The following is a 25908-nucleotide window of genomic DNA, read 5'->3' on the forward strand; positions in this document are numbered from 1 at the left end:
GTCAGCCAGCCTTCGCCGCAGCCTCCTTGCGCTTGATCCGGTCATAGACCTCGGCGCGGTGTACATGGACCTTTTTCGGCGCCTCGACGCCGAAGCGCACGCTGGAGCCGTTGACCGACAGAACACGCAGGGTGATGTCGTCTCCGATTGAAATCAACTCACCGACCACACGGCTGAGTACAAGCATGGGATTCATCCTTCAGGACTGGCAAACCCTGAAGATGCGCGGCTTACAGCGTCTTCACAATCCACGACGAGCAAATCAGTCTTGCCCTACAGGCGCCCACGCCCGCAGCTGTCAGACACTTCGCACAAAAGCCTCAGGCAGCGGAAAAGCGCGGCCCGAACAGAATGATGCTGGCACCGACCACGCACAGGGCCATGCCGATCCAGTCCGAGCCCAGCGGACGCACCCGCTCGACCACCGCTAGCCAGCCAATCGAAGCAACGATGTAGATCCCGCCATACGCGGCATAGGCGCGCCCGGCGTAGGCCGCTTCAACACGGGTCAGCAACAGCGCGAACAGGGTCAGGCTGAGCAACGCGGGAATCACCCACAACGCACTCTTGCCCTGGCGCAGCCACATGTAGAAGGCAAAACAGCCGGCGATTTCAAACAGCGCCGCAAGGAAGAACCACAAGTAATTGAGCATGGAGGCGTCTCGACAGGGTGACCGTGGCGGCCACCCTAACGACGCGGCGGGAATCGAACAAGATCAAGCGTTGTTTTGTTTGGCCTTGGCGCGCATTTTCTCGGCCATGGAAGTCATTTCGTTGTAGAGCAGTTGCGGATTCTTCTGTTTGAGCGCCCAGGCCATGCGCCCTTGTTCGTGGGGCAGAATCAAGAATTCGCCGGCGGCGACTTGCTGATAGATGTAGTCAGCGATGTCGGCTGCGCTGATCGGCGAACTTTCCAGCAACTTGCCGACCTGGGCTTTCATGGCCGGGGTCGGGCCACGGAAAGAATCGAGCAAGTTGGTCTGGAAGAACGACGGGCAAACCACATGCACCGCCACTTCCTGCTGCGCCAGTTCGATCAGCAGACTCTCCGACAACGCCACTACGCCGGCCTTGGCCACGTTGTAGTTACTCATTGCCGGGCCTTGCATCAACGCGGCCATGGAGGCGATGTTGATGATCTTGCCCTTGCTCTCTTCCAGAAGCGGCAGGAACGCCTTGCAGCCTTTGACCACGCCCATCAGGTTGATCGCGATCTGCCAGTCCCAGTCTTCCAGCGACAATTCGCTGAAAAACCCGCCCGAGGCGACGCCGGCATTGTTGACGATGATGTCGATGCCGCCGAGCTTCTCTTCGCAGGCCTGGGCGAAGGCCGTGAGCTGACTGTAATCGCGCACGTCACAGCGCTGGATGAAGCCGTCACCGCCCGCCTCGCGCACCAGTTTCAGGGTTTCCTGCAGGCCGGGCTCACTGACATCGGACAAGGCCAGCCGCCAGCCTTCACGGGCCCAGCGCAGCGCGATTTCGCGACCCAGGCCTGAGCCTGCACCAGTGATCATCATGCGATTTTGCATAGCGGACAGCCTTGTTGTTCCGGGAGAGATGCGCCGAGTGTAGCGAAGGAAGTTCGTTCGCCCACGCTCCATCCAGTTGCTGAATGGAGGATCAAAAGATTCCAGCCGTCATTGTTTTCCGGTTGGTCTCATGTAGGAGCTGACGAGTGCAACGAGGCTGCGATCTTTTTGCTGGAAAGGAAATAACCGAGCAATCCAAATACATTAAAAAAACATTGAATTTTTTTTCATCGGCGCAAGTCGGAACATGTAAGCCGGCTGGAATTTAGTTGCTCTCCAGCTGCCCACTGAGCATCAAGACTCTTCCAGACTCTGAACAAGGAAATCACCCATGGGCACAATTCTAATCATCATCCTGATCCTGTTGCTGATCGGTGGTCTGCCGGTCTTCCCGCACTCAAGAAGTTGGGGTTATGGCCCGTCGGGCATTATCGGCGTGGTGTTGGTCGTGCTGCTGGTGCTGTTGTTACTCGGCAAGATATGACGATTTGAAGCGGTAAAAAAAGAGGCCCTTGTTCAAGGGCCTCTTTTTTATTGCGTGGACTTTAACCAGTTATCAGTCCGGCTTGCCGTGAATGACACCGGCGGTGTTATCGAGCAGGCTCTTGGTCGCGGTTTGCAGGAACGCCTCAAGTTTGAGTTTGAGTTCGGCAGTGCGCGGCGCGTCCGGCACTACTTCGGCGTGCGGGTTGGCGCCGAGCTGGTATTGCCAGATTTTCGGGCCCATGTCCTTGTCACGCGGCAGCACCAGAATCTGGTCGGCGGTGACAATGGCGGTGGTCTGTTCGCTGCCCGATGGCTTGATCACACCGAAACCGGTATCGCCCTGCGGCAGGTTGAGCAGGTCACGGCCCCAGCACTGGTGACGCACTTCGCCACCGAGACGGCCCATGATGGTCGGCACGATGTCGATCTGCGTACCCACGGTGTGGTCGCGGGTACCGAACTTCTGCTGAATGCCCGGGGCGATCATCAGCATCGGCACGTTGAAGCGGCCCAGGTCCATTTCAGTGATCTGGCGCTCGTTGCCGAAGCCATGGTCGCCGACGATGACGAACAGGGTTTCGTTGAAGTACTTCTCTTTGCGCGCCTTCTCGAAGAACTGACCGAGCGCCCAATCGGAGTAGCGCATGGCGGTCAGGTGTTCGTTGAGGCTGCCACGGTCAGTGACGCGCTCGACCGGCAATGGCGTCGGCAAGGCGTACGGCGTGTGGTTGGACAGGGTTTGCAGCAGCGCGTAGAACGGCTTGCCGTTTTCCCGCGCCTTCAGTTCTTGCAGGCCACGATCGAACATGTCCTGGTCGGACACGCCCCAGGTCGGATCGGAGAACACCGGATTGACGAAGTCGTTGCGGCCAACGAAGTTGGTCATGCCCTGGTTGCTGAAGAAGCCCGACTGGTTATCCCAGGCGAAATCGCCGTTGTAGACATAGACGTCGTCATAGTCGCGGGCGCTGAGCAACTGCGGCAGGCCGGACAGTTTGTGGCTGCCTTCCGGGGTCTGCATCAGGTATTCGAAACCTGGCAGGTTGGGGAAGCAGGCCATGGTCGCGAACATGCCCTGATGGGTGTGGGTGCCGTTGGAGAAGAAGCGGTCGAACAGCAGGCCTTCCTTCGACAGCTTGTCCAGGTACGGGGTGATATTGCCCGGCGCGCCCAAAGCACCGACCGAGTGACCGGCCATGCTTTCCATCAGGATCACCACAACGTTCTTGATCGGCAGGGTCTTGTCGGCCGGCGGCATGTAGTCGCGGCGAACAGCGGCGATGTCGGCATCGACCAGTTTGTCGCCCGGCATCAGCAGCATGTCGCGCACCACTTGCTGCGCCTGTTCCTGAGGCAGCGTGGCTTTCCAGATATTGTCGCGGTCTTCGCCCATGCGCGCCTTGGCTGCGGCGACCAGCGACAGCGTGCCATTGAGGCCGAGCTGGTTGGCGAAGTTGGAATCGGTGGTGTAGACGTCACCCCAACGCATCGGCGGGCCTTGACGCAGGGTGCCGCGAGCGGCGACCACGCAGATCAGCAGGCAGACCACGAACACCGCCAGGCGGGTGTACCACGGCGCAACCTGACGGGAGCTGACGCTGCCGCCGCTGAACGGCCCGCGCGGGCGGGTGGCGCGGTCGGCGCCTTTGAATGCCAGAGTCAGAATGACCGTACCGATCACCCACGCCAGCACGTAGCGCACCACCGGGAAACCGTACCAGAGCATGCTCATTACGGTTTTCGGGTCTTCCTTCACGTACTGGAACACCAGACCATTGAGGCGCTGGTGAAACTCGCGGTAGAAGTCCATTTCCATCAGGCCGAGGAACAGCGCGATGCTCGAGGCGACGGTCAGCCACAGACGGAAGAAACCGCGCGCGGCCATGGCCCGGGCACTGAACAGCGCCAGCACCAGCGGAATGCACAGGTAGACCACCAGGCGCAGGTCGAAACGCAGACCGTTGACGAACGCTTCAAGGAAGGTCGCGGCCGGGGTGTCGAGGATCATCTCGCGGTTGTAGACCAGCAGCGCGAGGCGCAGCGCGGAAAACATCACCATCATGACCAGCGCGCACAGCAGCGTGTAGGCCAGATGCGATTTGACGGTCGGTTGCAGCAGACGAGCAGAAGATCGCTGCTGACTCAGGGCGTCCGGGTTTGCCATGTCGTTTTAGGACCCATTGGAAGTTGAAGTTGCAAAAATACAGCGGCGCCATGCCCTCTATTGGTCAATCCAGACCCCGGGGCGTGCGCGGTGCGCAAATGTTGCACGATCGTTCACACCATTGCCATTGATTACTGCACAGCCCTTCGAGACTTTCATTCGAAGGCTGGCAACGCAATGGCAGTCAACAAGTGCGGGCGAATTGTCTTGGAGACTTTGTGAAAATTTCGTGCAACGCATATCTGGAAATACAATTTAGAGACGAAACAAAACGCCCCGAATGGTTCGGGGCGTTTTGCTTACAGCCAATTGATTATTTCTCGGCGCGTTCTTTCAGCGCTTTCAGGGTATTGAATGGCGCATCCACCACAAACTTGTTGGCGACCATGGCCGGCACGCTACCGCCCGGCTCGGTGTGCACCTGGTAAGTCACTTCAACCTGATCGCCTTTAGGCACGAACTTCCAGAAGCCTTTGACTTGCTGGACCCGCACGAAGCCTTTTTCTTCCGGCAGATAGGTCGGCACGCCCTCAAGATTACGGGTCAGGCTGCCATCGGCGCCCTCAACAGTGGTGATCTTCAACACCGAATCACGCGGGGTCACCGGCCATGGCGTATTGAATTGCGAATAGGTCCAGCTCAGATCGCCTTCGTGCTTGAGCAGTTTCTGGCTCTTGCATTCGTGAATCCACGCGCAGGCGCCGGAGACGTCTTCCTGCAAGGCGCGCAGTTTGGCAACGGTGGTTTTCATCAGCGCGACGCCTTGGTAGGACTTGTAATCCGAACCGGGTATTTCGCTCAGGGAAACCTTGATGCCGTCTTCGTTCTTGGCAACTTTCCAGTCTTCCGCGTGGACGACCGAAGTGGCAAGTACGGCAGTCAGACCACACAACACAGCGATACGGTGCAGCGAACCCATAGTTTTATTCCTTATTGTTGAAGTTCCGTTGGTGAACACATCACGCCGCCGTCATCTGCTCCCACCAGCCGATCAATCTGATCGCTTCTTGCGAACTGCTGCCGCAAACCTCGACATCCGCAGCGAAACCCGAGCAGACAGCCGGACGTTCCGGACGGCCGAAAATGCTGCACAGGTTATCGACCGACAGTTGCACGCAACGTTCGCCGGCGGGTTTGCCATCGGGCATGCCGGGAATCGGCGAACTGATGGAGGGGGCAATGCAGCAAGCGCCACAGCCTTCACGGCATTTCATGACGAACAGATCCTCGCGACGGGCGATGTGTAAAGAGACGGGGAACAGAGTAACCGCTAAAACAGCTGTTTCAAATTGCTGCAAGCGGCTTTTCAACGATAAGTAAAAGTGACCGGGCAGTCTCCGACGAAGCGTCTGCTCTGCGCGTCGCAGAGGCCTGCATCTATTGCTTGAATTCGAAATCCAGCGCCGCGCCTTCCACATCGCGTCGCGCTTCGTTGCGCAATTGCAACTCCATTTCATTGCTGAGCAAGCGGCCGTTGAGCTGGAAGCCGTTATCTTTTTCGCCAAACATCTGCGGCAGGATCGCCTCGCGTTTGGGCAGTTCTACGGTGCCCTGTGGCTTCAGGTCTTCAACCATATCCTTGGGCAGGCTGAGATCGAGTTTTGCCGGCGGCAATTTGGTCTTGGCCACTTCGCTCGCGGATTTCGACTTCGAGGCAACCGGGCGACGCTTCTTCACCGTGGCGTTTTTTTTGGCCTGGGCTTTTTTTGCCGGAGCCACGGTTTTGACGGCTTTCTTCGTCGTACTGGTCGCTGCCGGTTTTTCCTGGGCTGCGGCCGCCATGACACCCGGTGCCTGACCGATCATCAACAAACCCAGCAATACCCACGCGGCAGGAACAATGGCTTTCATGGACCCAACGAACTAACGGCAGAGGGCCACATGCTCGCTTGTTGTGCGTCACATGACAAGCACCACCGCCCTCCTCGTTCAGAATCCGCCAGCCATTTCCTGACACAGTTGGGTCGCCAACAGACCCAGCGTCATCAGCGCGCGCTCCGCCTCGCGGTTCCACGGAATGCCGCAATTGAGCCGGATACAGTGGTTGAACTGCTCGGTGTTGCTGAAGATCAGACCCGGCGCGATGCTGATGCCTTGTTGCAGTGCGCGGACATGCAATTCCTGGGTGTTGACCCGCCCCGGCAAGCTCACCCAAAGGATGAAACCGCCCGTTGGCCGGGACATCTGCGTGCCTTCAGGGAAATGCTGTTGAACCGCCAGCTGGAACGCGCTGAGGTTCTTCCGGTATTCCTGACGGATGTAGCGTAAATGCCGGTCATAACCGCCGTTTTCCAGATACGCGGCAATCGCCATCTGCGTGACGCTGCACGCCGAATGGGTGCTGAAGGTTTGCAGGCGCTGGATTTCCTGTTGGTATTTGCCGGCGATCATCCAGCCGATACGCACACCTGGCGACAAGGTTTTGGAGAAGCTCGAGCAGTAGATCACCCGATCCAGCCTGTCGTAAGCCTTCAGCGCCTTGGTACGGCCCTGCTCGAACATCAGTTCGCCGTAGATATCGTCTTCGACAATCTGAATGTCGAAATCCGAGGCCAGACGCAACAACTGTTTCTGCCGCTCTTCCGGCATGGTTCCGCCGAGGGGATTGCTCAGGCGCGTGGTCAGCACCAGCGCCTTGATCGACCACTGGTTGGCGGCCAGTTGCAAGGCTTCCAGGCTCATGCCGGTGGCGGGGTCGCTGGGGATTTCGATGACCTTCAGGCCAAGCAGATCGGCCAGTTGCAGCAGGCCGTAATAGGTCGGTGATTCGGCAGCGATCAGATCCCCCGGCCGGGTCAGCACACGCAATGACATCTGCAAGGCGTCGACACAGCCGTGGGTAATCACCACTTCCGACGGATCGACCACCACGCCGGCGTCACGCATGCGGATCGCGACTTGCCGACGCAGCGGTTCGAAGCCGGGGCTGAACATGTAGCTGAACGCCCGTGGACTGTGAAACCGGGTGACCTTGGCCAGTTGCTGATGCAGCGCGCGCACCGGTAAATAATCGACACTCGGCACCGCAGCGCCCAGCGGAAACACGCCTTCGCGGCGGGATTCGACCAATACCTGCTGAATGATGCTGCTGCGCGTCACCAGCCCCGGCCGTTCGACCCGGGCAATGTCCGGCGTCGGCGCGGTCAGCGCCGGGGTCTGGTGTACGTAATAACCCGACTGTGGCCGGGCGCGAATCAGGCCCTGATCCTCAAGGTTGGCGTAAGCCTGCAACACCGTCGCATGGCTGACGTTGAGCTGCGAACTCATCTTGCGCACCGAAGGCACGCGCTCCCCCGGTTGATAAACACCACGGCGGATGTCTTCGGCCAGTTGCTGAGCAATACGTTGGTAGAGCAAGAGATTGGTCATGACGCAGCACTCGATTTCACGGGCGTTTTATTCTTGTCTGAAACAATACCGGAACAGTTTAGAAGTGTACTGGGACAGTTGCCAGATTACTCGACCGTACAGTGGGGTGTCTGCCCCATCTGTACGGTTTTGCGCAGCAATCGACAGACATAAAAAAGCCCGGCACTGCATGACAGTCCGGGCTTTCCAGAGACGCAACCCTCAACGGGCGGCGCCGAGCTGGCCTTTTTCGTCGGAGAACACGATTTCCACCCGGCGGTTCTGCGCCCTGCCGCGCTCGGAGGCGTTGGCGTCAACCGGGAACTGGTCGCCATAACCTTCGACCTGAATGCGTTTTTCATCGATGCCCAGATCGACCAGCACGTCAGCTACCGACTGCGCACGATCGCGGGACAGTTTGAGGTTTTCCTGTTTGCCACCGGTGCTGTCGGTGTAGCCCTCGATGCGCACCACGCGCTTGGGGTTGAGTTGCAGGAACTGGACGATCTTCAGCACGACACGGTTGGCCGAGTTTTTCAGTTCCGCCTGGCCGGTGTCGAACAACACGTCGCCGAGGGTCATGACCAGCCCCCGGTCGGTCTGTGTGGTGGCCAGCGCCTCGATCTGTTCCTCCAGCCACTTGCCCTGCTGCTGCACACTGAGCAGCTTCGACTCGCGCAGAGCCAGTTGCAGACGCTGACGCTCAAGCTCGAGCTTGGCTGCGCGTTCCTCGTTGAGCGCCTGGTTGGTGTGCTCGCGGGCGATTTCGCTGTAGCGCTGGCTCAAGTAGGCGTAATGCACCACGTCGGCACCGCTGCCCCAATAGGTCGACAGCCGATCGGCACGGGCCAGGGATTCGCCGGCGCGGATCACGTCTTTCGGCGCAATGCGCAGGACGTTGGAATCTTCCTTGACCTTCTGGAAATCAGCGCCGGCCTGTTGCAGCGCCGCCTCACTGTGCTGGCCGGCGCAGCCGTACAGGCTGGCGCAACCGGCAAGAAGCAGGATGCCGAAAGCGTTGGACTTGAGGCTCATTGTGCTTCCCCCAGTTGCAGCTGCTTGCGCAGGCGGACAATGCGGGTATTGAGCACATTCAGCTGTTCTTCACTTTTTTTCGTCAGCACATTGGCCTCGGCCAGACGTGCATCCAGTTCCGCCTGCTCGGCACGCATGCGCGCGTTGCGATAGGACTCGTCGGCCATGCTGCCTTTGGCGCGGTTGTATTTGGTTTCGGCCAGTTGCATTTCCGGCACTTCGTCGGCGGTAGCGCCGACTGCCTTGGCCTGCACGATGGCTTGTTCGGTCAAACGCATTTGTTCACTGGGTGCCGGATCGGATGCGCACCCGGCCAGGGCCAGAACGGCCACAGCCGCGAAAAGAGGTCGAATACTCACTAAGAATCCCTACTGTTTTGGGGCACTGACAGGTTGTGGCGGCTGTTGCTGTTGCGCCTTCCAGCGCTCGATGTTGCTTTGCAGCGCGGCTTCCGTCAGTCCGGACGCGGGCAATTCTGTCATCTTTTTGGCGAGCTGTCCGCGCAACCACGGATCGTTGCAGGCCGAGTTATGCGAAACCGCGAGGAACAGACCCGGCCGGTCGATGGGTTGTTCGAACGCCAACAGATCGCTGGTCATGCCCAATGTCTGCGCGGCGGCCAGGCCTGAATACCGTCCGGCGAGAACATATTCCACCTCGCCCAAAAGAAGTTTCTGCAGGGCCTGGGTAAGATTGGCTGTCCGCGTCAGGGTCAGATTCTGTTCGGCGAAAGTGCCGAATGCCTGGGTCATCCGAGACTTTTCCGACACCGCGCCGGCATGGCCCTTCAGGTCGCTGGCCTCGCCGTAGGACAGCGTCGAGCCTTTGCGCGTCCACACCAGATAGTCGTTTTCCAGCAGTGGCGGATGGATGTAGTCGAGGTTTTCCAGCTCATTCACGGTCAACGGCGCGTCGGCCAGCATGTCCATGCGCCCGCTGCGCACTTCATCGAGGGCCTGCGAGCGTTTGCCGGCGTAGAGCAGGTCAACTTTGATGCCCAGATCCTTGGCCACTTGCTGCAACAGATCGGCACTGGCGCCGATCAGGCGCTTGGGGTTTTGCGGGTCCTGCCACAGATAGGGCGGCGCATCCGGGCTGCCGGTGACAACCAGGCGCTCGCACTTGCCAGCGGCCGTGGCCAGACCTGGCAACAGCACCCATCCCAACAACCATCCGCAGCGCAGATCCATGGCAAAACGCTCCCGCTTGAAATTCGAGACAAAAAAAAGCCCGACCAACAGGCCGGGCTCTTTATAAGTGAAGACGCCGGATTAGACCAGCTTCTCCAGCTCAGGTACTGCTTCGAACAGATCCGCCACGAGACCGTAATCGGCCACCTGGAAGATCGGCGCTTCTTCGTCCTTGTTGATCGCAACGATCACTTTGGAGTCTTTCATACCGGCCAAGTGCTGGATCGCGCCGGAGATACCGACGGCGATGTACAGCTGTGGCGCAACGATCTTGCCGGTCTGACCGACCTGCATGTCGTTCGGTACAAAACCTGCGTCGACCGCAGCGCGCGAAGCGCCAACAGCAGCGCCAAGCTTGTCGGCCAGCGCGTACAGGTGTTTGAAGTTGTCACCGTTCTGCATGCCGCGGCCGCCAGAGACGACGATCTTGGCAGCGGTCAGCTCAGGACGATCGGACTTGGCCAGCTCTTCGCTGACGAAGCTCGAGGTACCGGCGTCGTGGGCAGCGCCAACGGCTTCAACGGCAGCCGAACCACCTTCAGCAGCAACCGGATCGAAACCGGTGGCACGCACGGTGATCACTTTGATCGCGGCGGTCGATTGCACGGTGGCGATGGCGTTACCGGCGTAGATCGGACGCTTGAAAGTGTCAGCGCTTTCTACCGAGATGATCTCGGAGATCTGGTCAACGTCCAGCGCAGCAGCAACGCGCGGCAGGATGTTTTTGCCGTTGGAGGTCGCGGCAGCCAGGATGTGGCTGTAGCCAGCGCCCAGCTCTGCAACCAGCGGTGCAACGTTTTCCGGCAGCTGATGCGCGTAAGCGGCGTTGTCAGCATTCAGGACTTTGCTCACGCCAGCAATTTTCGCTGCGGCTTCGGCCACCGGGCCTGCGCCCTGACCTGCTACCAGAACGTGGATGTCGCCGCCGATTTTGGCCGCAGCAGCCACGGTGTTCAGTGTGGCCGGGGCCAACACTTTGTTGTCGTGTTCAGCAATAACCAAGATAGTCATTTAGATTACCTTCGCTTCGTTCTTGAGTTTTTCAACCAGTTCAGCCACCGACTTGACCTTGATGCCCGCGCTGCGTGCAGCCGGCGCTTCGACTTTCAGGGTCTTGTTGGTGGAGGCGGTGGAAACGCCCAAAGCGTCCGGAGTCAGCACTTCGAGAGGCTTCTTCTTGGCTTTCATGATGTTTGGCAGGGACGCATAGCGCGGCTCGTTCAAACGCAGGTCGGTGGTGACGATGGCCGGCAGTTTCAGCGAAACGGTCTGCGCGCCGCCGTCGATTTCGCGAGTCACGGCAACGCTGTCGCCGGAGACTTCGACTTTCGAAGCGAAGGTGCCCTGACCGTAGCCGCTCAGTGCCGCGAGCATCTGGCCGGTCTGGTTGTTGTCGCTGTCGATCGCCTGTTTGCCAAGGATCACCAGCTGAGGCTGCTCCTTGTCGACAACGGCCTTGAGCAGCTTGGCCACGGCCAGCGAGGTCAGGTCTTCAGCGGATTCGACGAGGATGGCGCGGTCGGCACCCAGAGCCAGTGCGGTACGCAGCTGCTCCTGAGCGGTGGTCGGGCCGATCGAGACGACGACGATTTCAGTCGCAACGCCCTTCTCTTTCAGGCGTACGGCTTCTTCCACGGCGATTTCGCAGAACGGGTTCATCGACATCTTGACGTTGGCGAGGTCGACGCCGGAATTGTCCGCCTTGACGCGGACCTTGACGTTGTAATCCACAACGCGTTTGACAGCTACAAGAACCTTCATGGATTCCTCGTTACTCTCCGGTGAAAAGAAAGTCGCCTAGGCGAACCTGGCGGATGATGCTCATCGGGCGACAAGGGCACCTCTAAAAACGCCGGCTTGAATGTGAGGTGATTCACTTCGCGAAGAGCGGTGACCGTTCGTCAGGGGTGACTGTCGGGTCATTCATTCTCACGCTGTGTAAACTGCGCGCCGGACTTGCGCTGCGCATCACCGTCTACTGCCTGTGCCCTGTCTTTAGAGGTGCTCTTGAAACCGCCAGTCTGCCTACGGCGAGCGCAAAACCGCCCGTATCTTGACCGGAACGCCCATTCTGGTCAATACGCCAAAATGCCCTGTCATAAGCCGCGCTTCTTTGATTTATCAGGGCTGGAGGCGATTCAAACAAACGTTTGTATTGGACGCTAGGAGTGGTGTAGATATAATGCGCCGCCTAGAGAGAAAGGTGGATTCGCCAATATTCCCTTTGACGTTAACGTAAAGGCAATACGGATGCGAGATCAAACCTCCATATTAGAAAAAAAACTGTTGAGCCTTGAGTAGGAGATAGCCTGTGGAACGCGAATACATGGAATTCGACGTCGTCATCGTCGGTGCCGGCCCCGCTGGTCTGTCCGCCGCCTGCCGCTTGAAGCAGAAGGCCGCTGACGCCGGTAAGGAAATCAGCGTCTGCGTGGTCGAAAAAGGCTCCGAAGTCGGCGCGCACATCCTCTCCGGTGCGGTGTTCGAACCCCGCGCCCTGAACGAACTGTTCCCGGACTGGAAAGAACTCGGCGCACCGCTGAACACGCCAGTCACACGCGATGACATTTTCGTGCTGAAAAACGCCGACAGTGCGCAGAAGATTCCTGACTTCTTTGTGCCCAAGACCATGCACAACGAAGGCAACTACATCATCTCCCTGGGCAACCTGTGCCGCTGGCTGGCTCAGCAGGCGGAAAACCTCGGTGTGGAAATCTACCCGGGCTTCGCCGCTCAGGAAGCGCTGATCGATGAAAACGGTGTGGTGCGCGGGATCATCACCGGTGATCTGGGCGTCGACCGTGAAGGCAACCCGAAAGAAGGCCTGTACACCCCAGGCATGGAACTGCGTGGCAAATACACGCTGTTCGCCGAAGGCTGCCGTGGCCACATCGGCAAGCAACTGATCAAACGCTACAACCTCGACAGCGATGCCGACGTTCAGCACTACGGCATCGGCCTGAAAGAAATCTGGGAAATCGACCCGGCCAAGCATCAGCCAGGCCTGGTGGTGCACACCGCCGGTTGGCCGCTGGACATCATGGGCACCGAAAACACCGGCGGCTCGTTCCTCTATCACCTGGAAAACAATCAGGTGGTGGTCGGTCTGATCGTCGACCTGTCCTACAGCAACACTTACCTGTCGCCGTTCGATGAGTTCCAGCGCCTCAAGCATCACCCGGTGCTCAAGCAATATCTGGAAGGCGGCAAGCGCGTCAGCTATGGCGCCCGCGCCATCGCCAAGGGTGGCCTGAACTCGCTGCCGAAAATGGTCTTCAAGGGCGGCGCGCTGATCGGTTGCGACCTCGGCACCCTGAACTTCGCCAAGATCAAAGGCAGCCACACCGCGATGAAGTCCGGCATGCTCGCGGCGGAATCGGTAGCCGATGCGCTGTTTGCCGAGCAGGATTGCACCGTCGAACTGACCACTTACGTCGACGCATTCAAGAACAGCTGGCTGCATGAAGAACTGTTCGCCAGCCGTAACTTCGGCCCGGCGATCCACAAGTACGGCGCGATCATCGGCGGTGGTTTCAACTGGCTGGACCAGAACATCTTCGGCGGCAAACTGCCGTTCACCCTGCGCGACACCAAGCCGGATTACGCCTGCCTCAAGCTCGCGGCCGACTGCAAGAAGATCGATTACCCGAAACCTGACGGCAAACTGAGTTTCGACAAACTCAGCTCGGTGTTCATCTCCGGTACCAACCACGAAGAAGAGCAGCCATGCCACTTGAAGCTGACTGATCCGAGCATCCCGATCAGCAAAAACCTGCCGTTGTACGACGAACCGGCGCAGCGTTACTGCCCGGCCGGCGTATACGAAGTGATCACCAAGGAAGACGGCGAGAAGCGCTTCCAGATCAACGCCCAGAACTGCGTGCACTGCAAGACCTGTGACATCAAGGACCCTGCGCAGAACATCACCTGGGTGGCGCCGGAAGGTGCCGGCGGCCCGACTTACCCGAACATGTAAGTCGAAACGCTGAACAACAAGGCTCCCGAAATGGGGGCCTTTTTGTTGCCCAAAATTCCCCTGACACCACAAAACAACTGTGGGAGCGAGCCTGCTTGCGAAAGCGGTGTGTCATATGAAGATGATGTCGACTGATCCAGCGCCTTCGCGAGCAGGCTCGCTCCCACAGGGAATATCGGCGGATCAGGCAGCGCGCTCATCCCCCGGACTGCGTTCGAAATAACGCTTGTACTCGCGGCTGAACTGCGACGTGCTCTGATACCCCACCCGATGCGCCACCTGCGCCACGCCCAGCCCCTCCGCCACCAGCAGCGTCTGCGCCTTCAACAAGCGCAAACGCTTGAGATACTGCACCGGCGACAACAATGTGCTGCGTTTGAAATGCTCATGAAACGTCGACACGCTCATGTTCGCGCAACCGGCCAGTGTCTCGACATTCAGCGGCTCGGTGTAATGCGCATGCAGATGGCTGATCGACGCCGCCACCCGGGCGAATTGCCCTTGTTGCTCGACCAACGCTCGCAACACATCCGCTTGCGGCCCGCGCAGCGCGACGAACAATAACTCGCGAACCCGCGCCGGGCCGAGAATCTGGCATTCCAGCGGATCGTGCAGACAGCTGAGCAGCCGTTCGACACAACCGCGCATGGCATCGTCGAGCACCACCGAGGTCATCGACTCCGGCGTCTGCGCCGGAATATGCCGCCCCGGCGCCAGCCCCATGGCCAGCACCAGTTCACCGAGCAGGACGCGATCGATCGCCACCGACACACCGAGCAATGGCGCGTCGGGCAAGGCAAAGGTTTCACATTCGAACGGCACCGGCAGCGCCTGGATCAGGTAATGCCCGGCGCCGTATTCCATGGTTCGTGGGCCGAGGAACGCCAGTTTGCTGCCCTGGGCGATGATCATCAGGCTCGGCTCGTAAATGTGCGGGCCACGGGCGACGTCGCAACTGGCGCGCAGGATCTGCACACCGGGCAGGCCGGTCTGGCTGTAGCCATCGCGCAGCGCCAGCGGTTCGATCAGCGAAACCAGCCGGGCATTGGCATCAAGATGACGGGTCAACTGCATCGAATAGGTCTTCGTAAAATTCACGGAAAAGGGGATGAAAACATCATCGCAGATCCGCTGGCCAATGCGACCGCTGCGACCCGCATGCCGGAGGATTAGGCATGAGACCCGGAGAAATCGTCATGGCCGCACCCGCGTCTGACGGCCAGAATTCACCGCCTCACTTGTCACTGTTTTTGCGAGGTCCTCCATGTACACCGCCATCGGCTATGCCGCCCAATCGGCCACCACTCCCCTCGCCCCGATGAAATTCGAACGCCGCAGCCCGCGCGCCGACGACGTGGCGATCGAAATTCTCTACTGCGGCGTCTGCCATTCCGACATCCATCAGGCACGCAACGAATGGGGCATCGCCGTTTATCCGCTGATGCCTGGCCATGAGATTGTCGGAAAAGTCACCGCAGTCGGTGCGAATGTCACCCGTCACAAGGTAGGCGACCTGGTTGGCGTCGGCTGCATGGTCGATTCCTGCCGCAGCTGCGAAGCCTGCCAGGCGAACCTCGAGCAATATTGCCTCGAAGGCCCGACCATGACCTACGCCACCCCGGATCGGGTTGATGGCAGCAACACCATGGGCGGTTACTCCGACAGCATCGTGGTCAGCGAACACTTCGTTGTGCGCATCCCCGAGAAACTCGCACTGGCCAGCGCCGCACCGATTCTCTGCGCCGGCATCACCACTTACTCGCCGCTCAAGCACTACGGCGTCAAGGCCGGTGACAAGGTCGGGATTCTCGGCATGGGCGGCCTCGGCCACATGGGCATCAAGTTCGCCAAGGCTATGGGCGCGGAAGTGACACTGTTCACCCGTTCGGCGAGCAAGGCTGAAGAAGGTCGCCGTCAGGGCGCTGATCACGTCATCGTCTCCACCGATGCCGAGCAGATGAAGGCCGCGGCCGGCTACTTCGACTTCCTGCTCGATACCATTCCGGTGCAACACGACTTGAACCCGTACCTCGACACCTTGCGTTTCGACGGCGTGCACATTCTGGTCGGCCTGATCGAGCCAGTGAACCCGCCCGTGCACGCCGGCAAACTGGTGATGAGCCGTCGCGTACTGGCCGGATCCTTGATCGGCGGTATCGCCGAAACCCAGGAAGTGCTGGATTTCTGCGCCGAGCACAACATCACCTGCGACATCGAAATGCTCGACATCCGCAATATCAATGAAGCCTATGCGCGGATGATTGCCGGTGATGTGAAGTACCGCTTCGTCATCGACATGGCGACGCTGAAGGCCTAAACCTTAGGGCTATACCTTCAAACCAAGCTCCGCCGACAGCCGGGTTGTGACCCCTTTGAGCAGGGGGATCAACTCGGCCATTTTTTCCAGCGGCATGTACGGCACGGTGCTGGCGATACTGATCGCCGCGACTATGCCCTTGCTCGCATCACGAATTGGCGCCGCCACACAGCGGATCGACGGTTCGTTGTCTTCCAGATCGAACGCGTAGCCACCGGCAACGTATTCGCCCATGCGCTGCTCAAGCTGTTCCCACGACTGCTGGGGATGCTGCGGCCAGAACTGACTTTTGCCCCCCGCCGGCAGGCTGATGTCGTACAGCCGCCGCCAATCCTGCGGCGAATCATCGAGCATCAAGGCCTTGCCGATCCCGGTGCGCACCAGCGGCATGCGATGGCCAACCCGCGAGCGCATTTCCGGCCCGTTGCGCCCTGGATTCTTCAGCAGGTACAGCACTTCGTCGCCTTCCCTGATCCCCAAATGCACCGTGTCGCCGGTCAGCGCCGAAAGCTCGTCCAGATACGGCCCGGCCAGGGTCACCAGTGGCAACTCTTCGCGGGCCTGGAAGCCCAGTTCGATCAGTTTCGGCCCGAGCAGATAACCGATTTGCGGCACCACGCGCAGATAACGCTCGTCGACCAGACAGCTGGCCAGACGGTGGGTGGTGCTGCGCGTGGTACCGATCAGCCGGGCGATCTCCTTGAGATCACGCGCGCCACTGGCCACCGCCTGCACCACACCGAGGCCGCGCAGCAGCGTCTGGGTGCCGGTGGGCGCGGCGTCCTTGGTTTTTTCCGGGGCGTCTTCCTGCATATCCAGCCTTTTTACCGTTGAGCGAAGGAACGGGCGGCATTATGGTCGCCCGACGCAGAGCACTACAACTCGATACGCTCGACCTTGCCCACCAGCAGCACGTAGGACAAGGCACCGACCAACGCGAGCACGGCGATGTAGGTGATCGCCGGAGCGAACGAATCGCCACTGGCAAGGAAGCCGATCACAATCGGCGTAGCAATCGCCGACAGGTTGCCGATGAAGTTGAACACGCCACCGGTCAGACCGAGCAAACGCGCCGGCGCCAGCGTCGACACCAGCGACCAGGTGATCGACGCCAGCCCGTTGCCGAAAAATGCCAGGGCGAGGAAGGCAATCACCAGCGGCGTCGATTCGACAAAGTTGGCACCGATGATTGAAGTCGAAATCAGCAGCCCGCCAATGATCGGCAACTTGCGCGCGAAGCCCACGGTGTAGCCACGACGGATCAGGAAGTCGGAAAAGAATCCCGAGCACAGAACACCGACGAACGCAGCGAGAAACGGCAGCGATGCAAGCAGGCCAGACTTGATGAAGTCCATGCCGCGATATTTCACCAGATAGGTCGGAAACCAGGTGAGGAAAAACCACAGCGTCGAGTTCAGACAGAACTGGCCGAGGTAGATACCCCACAACTTGCGTTTGCTGAGGACGATGCCGAGATCGGTCCAGCTGAATTTGGCTTTGACCTTGGCCGCCTCGGCCTGAATATCCACCAGCCCGCCGCCTTCGCGGATCAGGTCGATTTCCGCCTGATTGGTGCCTTTGAAATCGCGCGGCTCGCGATACACCGCGTACCAGATCAGCGCCCAGAGAATGCCCACCGCGCCGGTGGCGACGAACACCATGTGCCAGCCGAATTCATGTTGCAGCCACGCCAGCACCGGGGTCAGGAAAGCCAGACCGACAAACTGTCCGGAAGTGTAGAAACCGATCGCCGTGGCGCGCTCGCGCTCGGGAAACCAGGTCGTAACCACGCGACTGTTGATCGGATAGGCCGGCGCTTCCAGCGCACCGACGGCCATGCGCAGCACGAACAGGGCGATGAAGCTGCTGACGAAACCGAGCATCACCGTGGCCAGCGACCACAGCAGCAGCGCGACACTGTAAAGGATGCGCGGCGGCACGCGATCGACCAGCCAGCCGCCGGGGATCTGCATGGCAGCGTAGGTCCAGCCGAACGCGGAGAAGATCAGACCGACATGAACCGGATCGATGCCCAGCTCACTGGTCAGCGCCGGCGCGGCAATCGACAGGTTGCTGCGGTCGAGGTAGTTGATGACCACGGTGATGAACAGCAACACCATGATGAAAAATCGCTTGCGGCTAGGCGTGACTAAAGACGCCTGCCCGGAGAGGGTATGCGTTTGCATGAGAGATGCCTCTTTTTATGTTTGTTGAGGTCATGACGCAGATCTCCTCTCCCTGGAGATCAAACTGTGGGAGCGAGCCTGCTCGCGAAAGCGTCGGGTCAGTCACATGGATGGCGGATGTGACATTGCATTCGCGAGCAGGCTCGCTCCCACAGGGATCAGTGCTGAATCAGGAGATCACCACTCGGCAAAGCTGCCATCGGCATGGCGCCAGATCGGGTTGCGCCAGCGGTGGCCGACGGCGGCGCGTTCGATCACGTATTCCTCGTTGATCTCGATGCCCAGCCCCGGGCCGTTCGGAATCTTCACGAAACCTTGGTCGTAGTCGAACACGCGCGGATCCTTCACATAGTCGAGCAAGTCGTTGCTCTCGTTGTAATGGATGCCCAGGCTCTGCTCCTGGATAAACGCGTTGTAACAAGCCGCGTCGAGTTGCAAACAGGCAGCCAGGGCGATCGGTCCCAGCGGGCAATGCAGCGCCAGCGCGACGTCGTAGGCTTCGGCCATGTTGGCGATCTTGCGGGTTTCGGTGATGCCGCCAGCGTGGGAGGCATCCGGCTGGATAATGTCGACGTAGCCTTCGCTCAACACCCGTTTAAAGTCCCAGCGCGAGAACAACCGTTCGCCGAGGGCAATCGGCGTGCTGGTCAGCGGCGCCAGTTCTTTCAGCGCTTCGTAGTTTTCGCTGAGCACCGGCTCTTCGATGAACATCAGCTTGTACGGGTCGAGCTCCTTCATCAGCACCTTGGCCATCGGCTTGTGCACGCGGCCGTGGAAATCGACGCCGATACCGACGTTCGGCCCGACCGCATCACGCACGGCGGCAACGTTGGCCAAGGCGAGGTCGACTTTCTCGAAAGTGTCGAGGAACTGCAGTTCTTCGGTGCCGTTCATTTTTACCGCAGTGAAACCACGGCTCACTGCTTCTTTCGCCGCACGCGCGGTGTCCGCCGGACGGTCGCCGCCGATCCACGAATACACGCGAATCTTGTCGCGCACCTGGCCACCGAGCAGATCGCTGACCGACACGCCGAGGGCCTTGCCCTTGATGTCCCACAACGCCTGATCGATACCGGCCAGCGCGCTCATGTGAATCGCGCCGCCACGGTAGAAGCCACCGCGATAGAGCACGGTCCAGATGTCTTCGATATTGCGTGGGTCTTTGCCGATCAGGTAGTCGGACAATTCTTCCACCGCCGCGGCAACCGTGTGCGCGCGCCCTTCGACCACGGGCTCGCCCCAACCGGTCACGCCCTCGTCGGTTTCGACCTTGAGGAAGCACCAGCGCGGCGGAACGATGAAGGTCGTGAGTTTGGTGATTTTCATCTCTGCTCTCTTTTGTAAATGCAGCTTTTATTAGATGCAGCGCACACAGCGCCAAAAAGTCTTAACGCAGGGCTTTCCAGGCAGCCACGTAGGCCTTGGCATTGACCGCCACCTGCTCGGGCGTCATGCCCGGTTTGAACAGACCGGAACCGAGGCCGAAACCTTTCACACCGGCGTCGATAAAGGCCTGCATGTTGTCCGGCGTAATGCCGCCGACCGGCGCCAGCACCGTGCCGGCTGGCAACACCGCCAGCCAGGCCTTGACGACCGCCGGGTTCATTTGTTCGGCCGGAAACAGCTTGAGAATGTCCGCGCCCTCAGCCAGTGCGGCGAAGGCTTCGGTCGGCGTAGCCACACCCGGCGACAGGAACAGCCCCGCCGCTTTCGCCGCGCGCAATACTTTGGCATCGCTGTGCGGCATGACGATCACTTGTCCGCCAGCCGCTTTGACCTGCTCGACCTGCTCGGGGCTGAGCACCGTGCCAGCACCGATCAGGCAATCGGCGGGCAGCGCATCACGCAGGATGCGGATACTTTCGTACGGCGATGGGGAATTGAGCGGTACTTCGATGACGCGAAATCCGGCGGAATACAGGACTTCTCCGACAGCCGCCGCTTCCTGCGGTTGCAGGCCACGCAGAATCGCGATCAGACCGTTTTGTGCCAGTGCTTGCTTGAGCATGTCAGGCCTCCAGTCAGGGTTAACGGGATGAGGAATCGATCAGTCCGGCGGCACCCGCCAGTTGCCACAGGCCACGCTCGGTGGCCTGCTCGGCCAGCGTCACCCGAGCAAAGCCGCAGGCGTCGAGGGCGCGTTGATAGCGTGCGCACAGAAGCGCATTGCCGATGAGCACGATCGCTGGAAGATTCGCTTGATTGCGCCGGCGCCGCTGCACATTGGCGAGCGCGGCCAGCTCATGGCCGATCATCAGGCCGGACAGATAGTCCGCCTGAGCAGTCGGGCTCAATTCACCGGTCAGGCCGAGGGTGCGGGCGCTGAACAAGGTCGACAGCACACCGAGCTCGGCATCTGTCGACAGCGCGATTTGCACGCCGCGATCGAACGCCTGCGCATCGAAGGTCGCGCTCGGTTGTTGGGTACGGCCGAGAATGCTGTGCTCGCTGAGCACGGCAAACACTTCGCCGGTCATGAACGTGTCGAAATGGGTGATGCGGCCATCGACCACCTCCACCCACTTCGAGTGGCTGCCAGGCAGGCCGATCAGCAGATCATTACCCGCCTCGACCGGCAGACTTTGCAGCACGCCGAGGACTTGGGTTTCTTCGCCGCGCATTACATTCGGCAGACGCGAACGCTGGATCACGCCCGGGACGATATGCACCGGCGTACCGCGCAGACTGACAACGGTTTGTAGGGAATTTCCGAGATGGGCGACGTCCGCCGGCGTCTCGCAGTAAGCCGCTTCGCGCCAGCCCTGCGCACTGCCGACCATGCCGCAAGCGATCACCGGCAGATCCGGCTGCGCATCGAGCCAGTCACCGCAGGCCTCGTCAAAGGCCAGTTCAAAACCATCGGCGCATTCACGGCCGTGGATGATTCGCGGGGTCTTGGGCAACTGCATGATCCCGGACGACAGCGCACGCTGCTCCAGCACCACACCGTCCGCCGCGAGTTTGTAAGCACGTAATGAGGTCGTCCCCCAATCGAGCGCGATCAATTGCGCCTGCATCGCTTCACCTGTTTTGTTTTTGGCAGTGAGTGCGACGGACTATAAACCCGGGCGGGCTAAAATCTCAATATATAAATATCAATCCCATATTTTGGGATATAAACAAAAAAAGATCACAGCCTTCGGCAACTCCTACAGAGGTGAACAGGAGCTGCCGACGGCTGCGATCTTTCAGGCGTCAATTTCCTTCAGCAAACTCTCGCAACACCTTGCCATCCATGCGATACCGCACCCATTCCTCCTGCGGTTGTGCGCCGAGAGATTTGTAGAATTCGATGGCTGGGGTGTTCCATTCCAGCACGCTCCATTCGAAGCGGCCGCAGTCGTTGGCGCAGGCGATTTTCGCCAGGTGGCGCAGCAGGGTTTTGCCGGCGCCGCCACCGCGTTGTTCGGGGGTGATGTAAAGGTCTTCGAGGTACAGGCAGTTACTGCCCAGCCAGGTTGAATAACTGAAGAAGAACACCGCGAAGCCGATCGGCAAGCCGTCGCGCAGGCAAATCAGGCCATGGGCGGTCGCGCCTTCGCCGAACAGGCTGCGTTCGATGTCGGCGACGCTGGCGATGACTTCGTGACGGGCCTTTTCGAAATCTGCCAGTTCGGTGATGAAGGCGAGGATTTGCGGCGCATCGCTGGGGGTCGCCGGGCGGATTTCGATCGTCATGGACGGGCCTTGTCTGCAAATTAAAGCGCCATACTAAGGCGCGCAGCGGCGCTCGTCACATGGCAAACATACTGACCTGCCCGATCGGGCGAACGCCGTTGCCCCTGTGGGAGCGCACATTCTGAAAGGATGCTTATGACCGTTAACTGTTTTGCACCGATGGAAACACTAAAGTTCGGCATCGTCTGAACGGCAGACATGCGACACCGGTGAAGACCGTTCGTCGATCATCAGGCACCAATCCGTCATCAGGGCTGACCAACCCAGTGTAAGGATTCCAATCACTGGAGAAGCCCTATGATCTCGTCAAGGTTGACCGCTTTAGTCTTCAGCGCCCTGCTTTGCCCTGCGGTATTCGCCGCCTCGTCCACGGCAGCGGGCACTGGCCCTACCGATCCGACCCCGCCACGCGCGCCCGCCATCAATAGTGCTCCCGGTATGAATACCGATGGTTCCGGCGTGCCGCTGATCAATCAGCCACCCGCCACCGGCACCGATCCGCGCACTCAAGGCAGTGATCCGGGCCGTCAGGGTGGCATGAACACGCCCGACTCTCCTGCCACTGCGCCTGACAATGCCGGCCCCGGGGTCGGCTCGAAGACCACCACCGGTGGCTCCGGTTCCGAAGGTGCCGGTCAGTAGTTCGCCGACGCGAGCGCCCTATTCACTCCCATGAAGAGGTAACCATGAACGTCGACAAAGACCTGGAAAAAGAAGTCCTCACCCGCCTGCTGCACGCGCATCCCAACGGTTTGGGCAAAGAGGTGCTGGACAATTACCGGGGCGAGAAAGTCGTGGCCAGCGCCCTCGCCGCCCTGCAGGATCGCGGGCTGATTCATCATGGTCATGTGACCATGAGCGAAGCGGGCGAGCACTCGCTGAACCTGCCGATCAAGCTCAGTTCTGCCGGCGTCGAAGCGGCGCGCAAACTGGATATGCAGTAGTGCCAAGCCGCTCGCCGTCGAAGCGGCGAGCGGCCGGATCCGCAACTTGAGGAGAAATCCCATGCCTCGTGGAAGCAAAGACAAATACACCAGCGAACAGAAGCGCAAAGCCGAGCACATCGAAGACAGCTACGAGAAAAAAGGCGTGTCGAAAGATGAAGCTGAGGCGCGCGCCTGGGCGACGGTCAACAAACAATCCGGTGGCGGCGAAAAGTCCGGCGGTTCGGGTCGCAAGAAGCCCGCCAGTGCCAAGTCGGAAGATCGCAAAGAATCATCGCGCCGCGCGGTGGCGAGTCGCAAGGGCCATTCACGCAACAGCGAGACTTCGAAGGATACGCAGACTGTCGATAACCTGATGAAAGAGGCCCGGGCGAAGAACATTCCGGGGCGCTCGTCCATGCGCAAGCAGGAGTTGATTGAGGCGTTGCGCAAGGCGAGCTAGAACGACGCCCACTGTAGGAGCTGCCGAAGGCTGCGAACTTTTGCTTTTCAAGATCAAAAGATCGCAGCCTTCGGCAGCTCCTACAGAAGATTTGTGTACGACGTAGATCCAATGTGGGAGCGAGCTTGCTCGCGAAGGCCTCATGTCAGTCGCGGCAGGACTCGCGGATAAATGCATCCACCTCACCCGCCCCCGGCGATGTCGCCGGCCCCCAGCGAGTCACCGCCAGCGCCGCCGCCGCATTGGCCCGCCGCGCCGCTTCCGGAGCCTCCAACCCCTGCGCCAATCCAGCAACAAACACCCCGGCATGCGCATCACCGGCGCCATTGCTGTCCACTGCTTTGACAGCAAACCCCGGCACTTGGCGGCACTCATCACGCTGCTGAATCCAGCAGCCCTGCGGCCCGTCGCGCACCACCATCAGCACATTTTCCGGCAGCAGTTCCGCGAGGCGATCCATCGCGATACCTATCTCATCGGCTCCGGTAAACCGCAGCGCCTCGACACTGTTGCTGGTCCACACATCAATGCGCGGCAGCAACGTCTGCATCATTGGCGAATCGGGCGACTCCACCAACGGCCCCGGATCGAACACCACATTGACCGACGCCGGCAGCGCCAGCGTCCAGTCGAGCAACGCCTGCGCCTTGCCCTCGTGCAGCAGACTGTAACCGCTGAGATAAACATAATCGCCGGGCTCGGCAGCCACGCTGTTAAGGTCCTCCCCGGTCACCTCGCCTTCGGCGCCGATGTAGGAAATGAAACTGCGTTCAGCCGAGGCATCGGTCAGCGCCACGCACAGACCGGTATCGCGCTCGGCCGGTTCGCGGATGCCGATGCCGATACCTTCCGCCTGCATCGCTTGCCGCGCCAGGTCACCGAAACGCCCCGTGCCATGGCGACCGAGGTAAACCACCGGCAGACCGTTACGCACCGCAGCAGCCATCACGTTGAAACCGCCGCCGGCTTCGAACCCCGCCGACTGCGCCAGCACATCGCCGCCAACCTGCGGCAGTTTATCCACGGCCATGACCAGGTCGATGATGACCTGGCCGGTGTGCAACATCTTAGGCATGAGCATTCTCGGGTTGCGCGGCGCGGCGATCTTTCGCACCGCCAAGGACCAGGTAAATGCCACCGGCGACGACGAAGGTCACGATCCAGCCGAGGCCGTTGTGGCCCAGCCAGGAATCGGACAGAAAGCCATTGAACCAGACGTTCTCCGCCGTAGTGCCAATGGTGGTGAAGCTGAAACCAAGGACGATGGCGATCGCCCAGGCGCCAAACGCGCGCCACTCGATGCCGCCGCGATACCAGTAGGCGCTGCTCGGGCTGACGTCGAGCAGGTCTTTGGGGCTGTAGTAGTGACGGTGAATCAGGTCGACCACGAAGATCCCGACCCAGGCAGTGATCGGCACTGCCAACAGGGAAATGAAGGTGATGAACGGGCCGTAGAAACTGTCGGCGATCAGCATGAAATAAATCGAGCCGGCGAAGATCGCGACGATATCCACCACCACCGCGTAGACCCGCTTGACCTTCAGGCCCAGGGTCAGCGTGGTCAGGCCGGCGGAATATACCGACAGGTTGTTCGACAGCAGCAGACCGCCGAACGCGGTGATCAAATACGGCACGGCCATCCACGTCGGCAGCATGTCGCGGATCGCCACGATCGGGTCAGTCGCCGACGCCAGGTCATTGTTGCCCACAGAGAGCAAGCCGCCGAGGGTGATCAGCAGCACCAGCGGAATGCCCGCGCCGAACGCCGCCGACGCCACCAGACGCACAGCCTTGACGCTGCGATGCTGATAGCGCGACATGTCGGCACCGGCATTGGCCCAGCCGATACCAGTGCCGGCGGCCATGGTGCCGATGCCGATGATCATTGCGCTCAGCGGTGCTGGCGTGGCGTTGAACACCGCACTCCAGTCGATTGTGGCGCAGAGGAAGCCACCGACGAGAATGTTCAGCGCACCGAACACATAGGTCGCCCACTTCTGGATCACCAGCAAAGTCGCGTGGCCGAGGCCGGACACCGACAAGGTCAGCAGGACGAAGATGGCGATAAAGATCAGCGTCAGTATCGGCGCACTTTTCGCCTCGACCGGCGAGCCGAACAGGATCGAACACAGCGACAGCAGCACGAACGCGGCGGTGGTGGTGTTGACGGTTTCCCAACCCAGACGCGACATCAGCGAAACCAGCGTCGGGCCGATGTTGCCGCGCACGCCGAAAATTGCCCGGGACAGCGTCAGGCTCGGCGCGCGGCCACGACGCCCGGCAATCGAAATGATCCCGACCACGGCAAACGAACCGGCTGCACCAAGAATCGCGACGATGATCGCCTGCCAGATCGCCAATCCGCGAAACGCCACCAGTGTCGCGCCAAGCGGCAGGCCGAGGATGGAAATATTGGCCGCGAACCAGACCCAGAACAGTTGCAGCGGATGACCGTTGCACTCCGCTTCCGGTACCGGCTCGATGCCCCGGGTTTCCAATTGCCCGACGCTTTGCCCGGCGGTTGATGAACTCATGAAGATGCTCCTGTTTGCCTTTTTTGTGGTTGTGGCAATGATGCAAAACGACAAGACAACCGGCCTTCCGAGGCCT

General features: G+C 60.2%; 28 protein-coding genes. 6 read left to right on the forward strand and 22 right to left on the reverse strand.

Features of this window, described 5'->3' with window-relative positions; translation table 11 throughout:
- Window position 1: 1 nt before the first annotated feature.
- From csrA to ACZ9BE_RS16575, 3 genes are all read right to left on the reverse strand, one after another.
- Window positions 2–187, reverse strand: coding sequence for a carbon storage regulator CsrA (csrA, locus tag ACZ9BE_RS16565; protein WP_024013891.1), 186 nt, complete (start codon window positions 185–187; stop codon window positions 2–4).
- 133 nt (window positions 188–320) lie between these two features.
- Entirely contained in the window at window positions 321–653 is a 333-nt protein-coding gene (locus ACZ9BE_RS16570) for a YnfA family protein (RefSeq protein WP_016770946.1), read from the reverse strand.
- Between the two features lie 63 nt (window positions 654–716).
- A complete protein-coding gene (locus ACZ9BE_RS16575; RefSeq protein WP_041478247.1) occupies window positions 717–1532 on the reverse strand; it encodes an SDR family oxidoreductase in 816 nt (271 codons plus the stop codon).
- Window positions 1533–1863: 331 nt separating this feature from the next.
- Between ACZ9BE_RS16575 and ACZ9BE_RS16580 the strand changes: the two genes are divergently transcribed.
- Window positions 1864–2016, forward strand: coding sequence for a DUF3309 family protein (locus tag ACZ9BE_RS16580; RefSeq protein WP_003183939.1), 153 nt, complete (start codon window positions 1864–1866; stop codon window positions 2014–2016).
- Window positions 2017–2088: 72 nt separating this feature from the next.
- Here the strand turns inward: ACZ9BE_RS16580 and ACZ9BE_RS16585 are convergent, their stop codons facing one another.
- From ACZ9BE_RS16585 to ACZ9BE_RS16630, 10 genes are all read right to left on the reverse strand, one after another.
- Window positions 2089–4182, reverse strand: a complete 2094-nt coding sequence (locus ACZ9BE_RS16585; RefSeq protein WP_476249706.1) for an LTA synthase family protein — start codon at window positions 4180–4182, stop codon at window positions 2089–2091.
- A gap of 313 nt (window positions 4183–4495) precedes the next feature.
- Complete coding sequence (locus tag ACZ9BE_RS16590) at window positions 4496–5101, reverse strand: START domain-containing protein (protein WP_071173184.1); 606 nt, start codon at window positions 5099–5101, stop codon at window positions 4496–4498.
- A 40-nt stretch (window positions 5102–5141) separates the two neighbouring features.
- Window positions 5142–5396 (reverse strand): YkgJ family cysteine cluster protein, encoded by a 255-nt coding sequence (locus ACZ9BE_RS16595; protein WP_071173185.1) that lies wholly within the window; start codon window positions 5394–5396, stop codon window positions 5142–5144.
- Between the two features lie 163 nt (window positions 5397–5559).
- Window positions 5560–6033 (reverse strand): hypothetical protein, encoded by a 474-nt coding sequence (locus tag ACZ9BE_RS16600; protein WP_041478244.1) that lies wholly within the window; start codon window positions 6031–6033, stop codon window positions 5560–5562.
- 78 nt (window positions 6034–6111) lie between these two features.
- Entirely contained in the window at window positions 6112–7551 is a 1440-nt protein-coding gene (locus ACZ9BE_RS16605; RefSeq protein ID WP_041478242.1) for an aminotransferase-like domain-containing protein, read from the reverse strand.
- Window positions 7552–7752: 201 nt separating this feature from the next.
- Window positions 7753–8565 (reverse strand): OmpA family protein, encoded by an 813-nt coding sequence (locus ACZ9BE_RS16610; RefSeq protein WP_041478241.1) that lies wholly within the window; start codon window positions 8563–8565, stop codon window positions 7753–7755.
- The gene (locus tag ACZ9BE_RS16615) at window positions 8562–8924 is read right to left on the reverse strand and encodes a DUF4398 domain-containing protein (protein ID WP_476249707.1); all 363 of its coding nucleotides are present in this window, start codon (window positions 8922–8924) and stop codon (window positions 8562–8564) included. The genes ACZ9BE_RS16610 and ACZ9BE_RS16615 overlap by 4 nt, the downstream gene beginning before the upstream one ends.
- Window positions 8925–8933: 9 nt before the next feature.
- The gene (locus ACZ9BE_RS16620; RefSeq protein ID WP_252868076.1) at window positions 8934–9755 is read right to left on the reverse strand and encodes a substrate-binding periplasmic protein; all 822 of its coding nucleotides are present in this window, start codon (window positions 9753–9755) and stop codon (window positions 8934–8936) included.
- Window positions 9756–9836: 81 nt separating this feature from the next.
- The gene (locus ACZ9BE_RS16625) at window positions 9837–10766 is read right to left on the reverse strand and encodes an electron transfer flavoprotein subunit alpha/FixB family protein (protein WP_016770954.1); all 930 of its coding nucleotides are present in this window, start codon (window positions 10764–10766) and stop codon (window positions 9837–9839) included.
- Window positions 10767–11516: an electron transfer flavoprotein subunit beta/FixA family protein gene (locus ACZ9BE_RS16630; RefSeq protein ID WP_007908338.1), complete on the reverse strand. Its 750-nt coding sequence runs from the start codon at window positions 11514–11516 to the stop codon at window positions 10767–10769.
- A 550-nt stretch (window positions 11517–12066) separates the two neighbouring features.
- Here ACZ9BE_RS16630 and ACZ9BE_RS16635 point away from each other — a divergent pair.
- Window positions 12067–13731, forward strand: coding sequence for an electron transfer flavoprotein-ubiquinone oxidoreductase (locus ACZ9BE_RS16635; protein WP_016770955.1), 1665 nt, complete (start codon window positions 12067–12069; stop codon window positions 13729–13731).
- A gap of 183 nt (window positions 13732–13914) precedes the next feature.
- On the opposite strand, the gene ACZ9BE_RS16640 is transcribed toward ACZ9BE_RS16635, so the two are convergent.
- Entirely contained in the window at window positions 13915–14805 is an 891-nt protein-coding gene (locus tag ACZ9BE_RS16640; protein WP_476249708.1) for an AraC family transcriptional regulator, read from the reverse strand.
- A 190-nt stretch (window positions 14806–14995) separates the two neighbouring features.
- On the opposite strand from ACZ9BE_RS16640, the gene ACZ9BE_RS16645 reads away from it, so the two are divergent.
- Window positions 14996–16048, forward strand: coding sequence for an NAD(P)-dependent alcohol dehydrogenase (locus ACZ9BE_RS16645; protein WP_071173192.1), 1053 nt, complete (start codon window positions 14996–14998; stop codon window positions 16046–16048).
- Window positions 16049–16057: 9 nt separating this feature from the next.
- On the opposite strand, the gene ACZ9BE_RS16650 is transcribed toward ACZ9BE_RS16645, so the two are convergent.
- The 6 genes from ACZ9BE_RS16650 to ACZ9BE_RS16675 form a co-directional block, all read right to left on the reverse strand.
- The gene (locus ACZ9BE_RS16650; protein WP_016770958.1) at window positions 16058–16861 is read right to left on the reverse strand and encodes an IclR family transcriptional regulator; all 804 of its coding nucleotides are present in this window, start codon (window positions 16859–16861) and stop codon (window positions 16058–16060) included.
- Window positions 16862–16923: 62 nt separating this feature from the next.
- On the reverse strand, window positions 16924–18234 hold the full coding sequence (locus tag ACZ9BE_RS16655; RefSeq protein ID WP_056788291.1) for an MFS transporter: 1311 nt from the start codon (window positions 18232–18234) through the stop codon (window positions 16924–16926).
- 177 nt (window positions 18235–18411) lie between these two features.
- Window positions 18412–19560, reverse strand: coding sequence for a galactonate dehydratase (gene dgoD / locus ACZ9BE_RS16660; protein ID WP_016770960.1), 1149 nt, complete (start codon window positions 19558–19560; stop codon window positions 18412–18414).
- Window positions 19561–19621: 61 nt separating this feature from the next.
- On the reverse strand, window positions 19622–20242 hold the full coding sequence (locus tag ACZ9BE_RS16665; protein WP_095182255.1) for a 2-dehydro-3-deoxy-6-phosphogalactonate aldolase: 621 nt from the start codon (window positions 20240–20242) through the stop codon (window positions 19622–19624).
- 19 nt (window positions 20243–20261) lie between these two features.
- Window positions 20262–21251: a 2-dehydro-3-deoxygalactonokinase gene (locus ACZ9BE_RS16670; RefSeq protein WP_476249709.1), complete on the reverse strand. Its 990-nt coding sequence runs from the start codon at window positions 21249–21251 to the stop codon at window positions 20262–20264.
- 178 nt (window positions 21252–21429) lie between these two features.
- Window positions 21430–21912, reverse strand: coding sequence for a GNAT family N-acetyltransferase (locus ACZ9BE_RS16675; protein ID WP_056788283.1), 483 nt, complete (start codon window positions 21910–21912; stop codon window positions 21430–21432).
- A gap of 297 nt (window positions 21913–22209) precedes the next feature.
- On the opposite strand from ACZ9BE_RS16675, the gene ACZ9BE_RS16680 reads away from it, so the two are divergent.
- The 3 genes from ACZ9BE_RS16680 (at window position 22210) to ACZ9BE_RS16690 (ending at window position 23298) form a co-directional block, all read left to right on the forward strand.
- Window positions 22210–22554, forward strand: coding sequence for a hypothetical protein (locus ACZ9BE_RS16680; protein ID WP_073472297.1), 345 nt, complete (start codon window positions 22210–22212; stop codon window positions 22552–22554).
- Between the two features lie 44 nt (window positions 22555–22598).
- Window positions 22599–22856: a hypothetical protein gene (locus ACZ9BE_RS16685; RefSeq protein WP_110646004.1), complete on the forward strand. Its 258-nt coding sequence runs from the start codon at window positions 22599–22601 to the stop codon at window positions 22854–22856.
- A 61-nt stretch (window positions 22857–22917) separates the two neighbouring features.
- Window positions 22918–23298, forward strand: a complete 381-nt coding sequence (locus ACZ9BE_RS16690) for a Rho termination factor N-terminal domain-containing protein (RefSeq protein WP_122602282.1) — start codon at window positions 22918–22920, stop codon at window positions 23296–23298.
- 145 nt (window positions 23299–23443) lie between these two features.
- Here the strand turns inward: ACZ9BE_RS16690 and ACZ9BE_RS16695 are convergent, their stop codons facing one another.
- The gene (locus tag ACZ9BE_RS16695) at window positions 23444–24373 is read right to left on the reverse strand and encodes a PfkB family carbohydrate kinase (RefSeq protein ID WP_476249710.1); all 930 of its coding nucleotides are present in this window, start codon (window positions 24371–24373) and stop codon (window positions 23444–23446) included.
- Window positions 24366–25832 carry a purine-cytosine permease family protein gene (locus ACZ9BE_RS16700; RefSeq protein ID WP_476249711.1) on the reverse strand — a complete coding sequence of 489 codons (1467 nt, stop codon included), beginning with the start codon at window positions 25830–25832 and terminating at the stop codon, window positions 24366–24368. Before ACZ9BE_RS16700 ends, ACZ9BE_RS16695 begins: the two co-directional genes overlap by 8 nt.
- Window positions 25833–25908: the final 76 nt, after the last annotated feature.

It is taken from the genome of Pseudomonas sp. TE9122 (assembly GCF_056278925.1).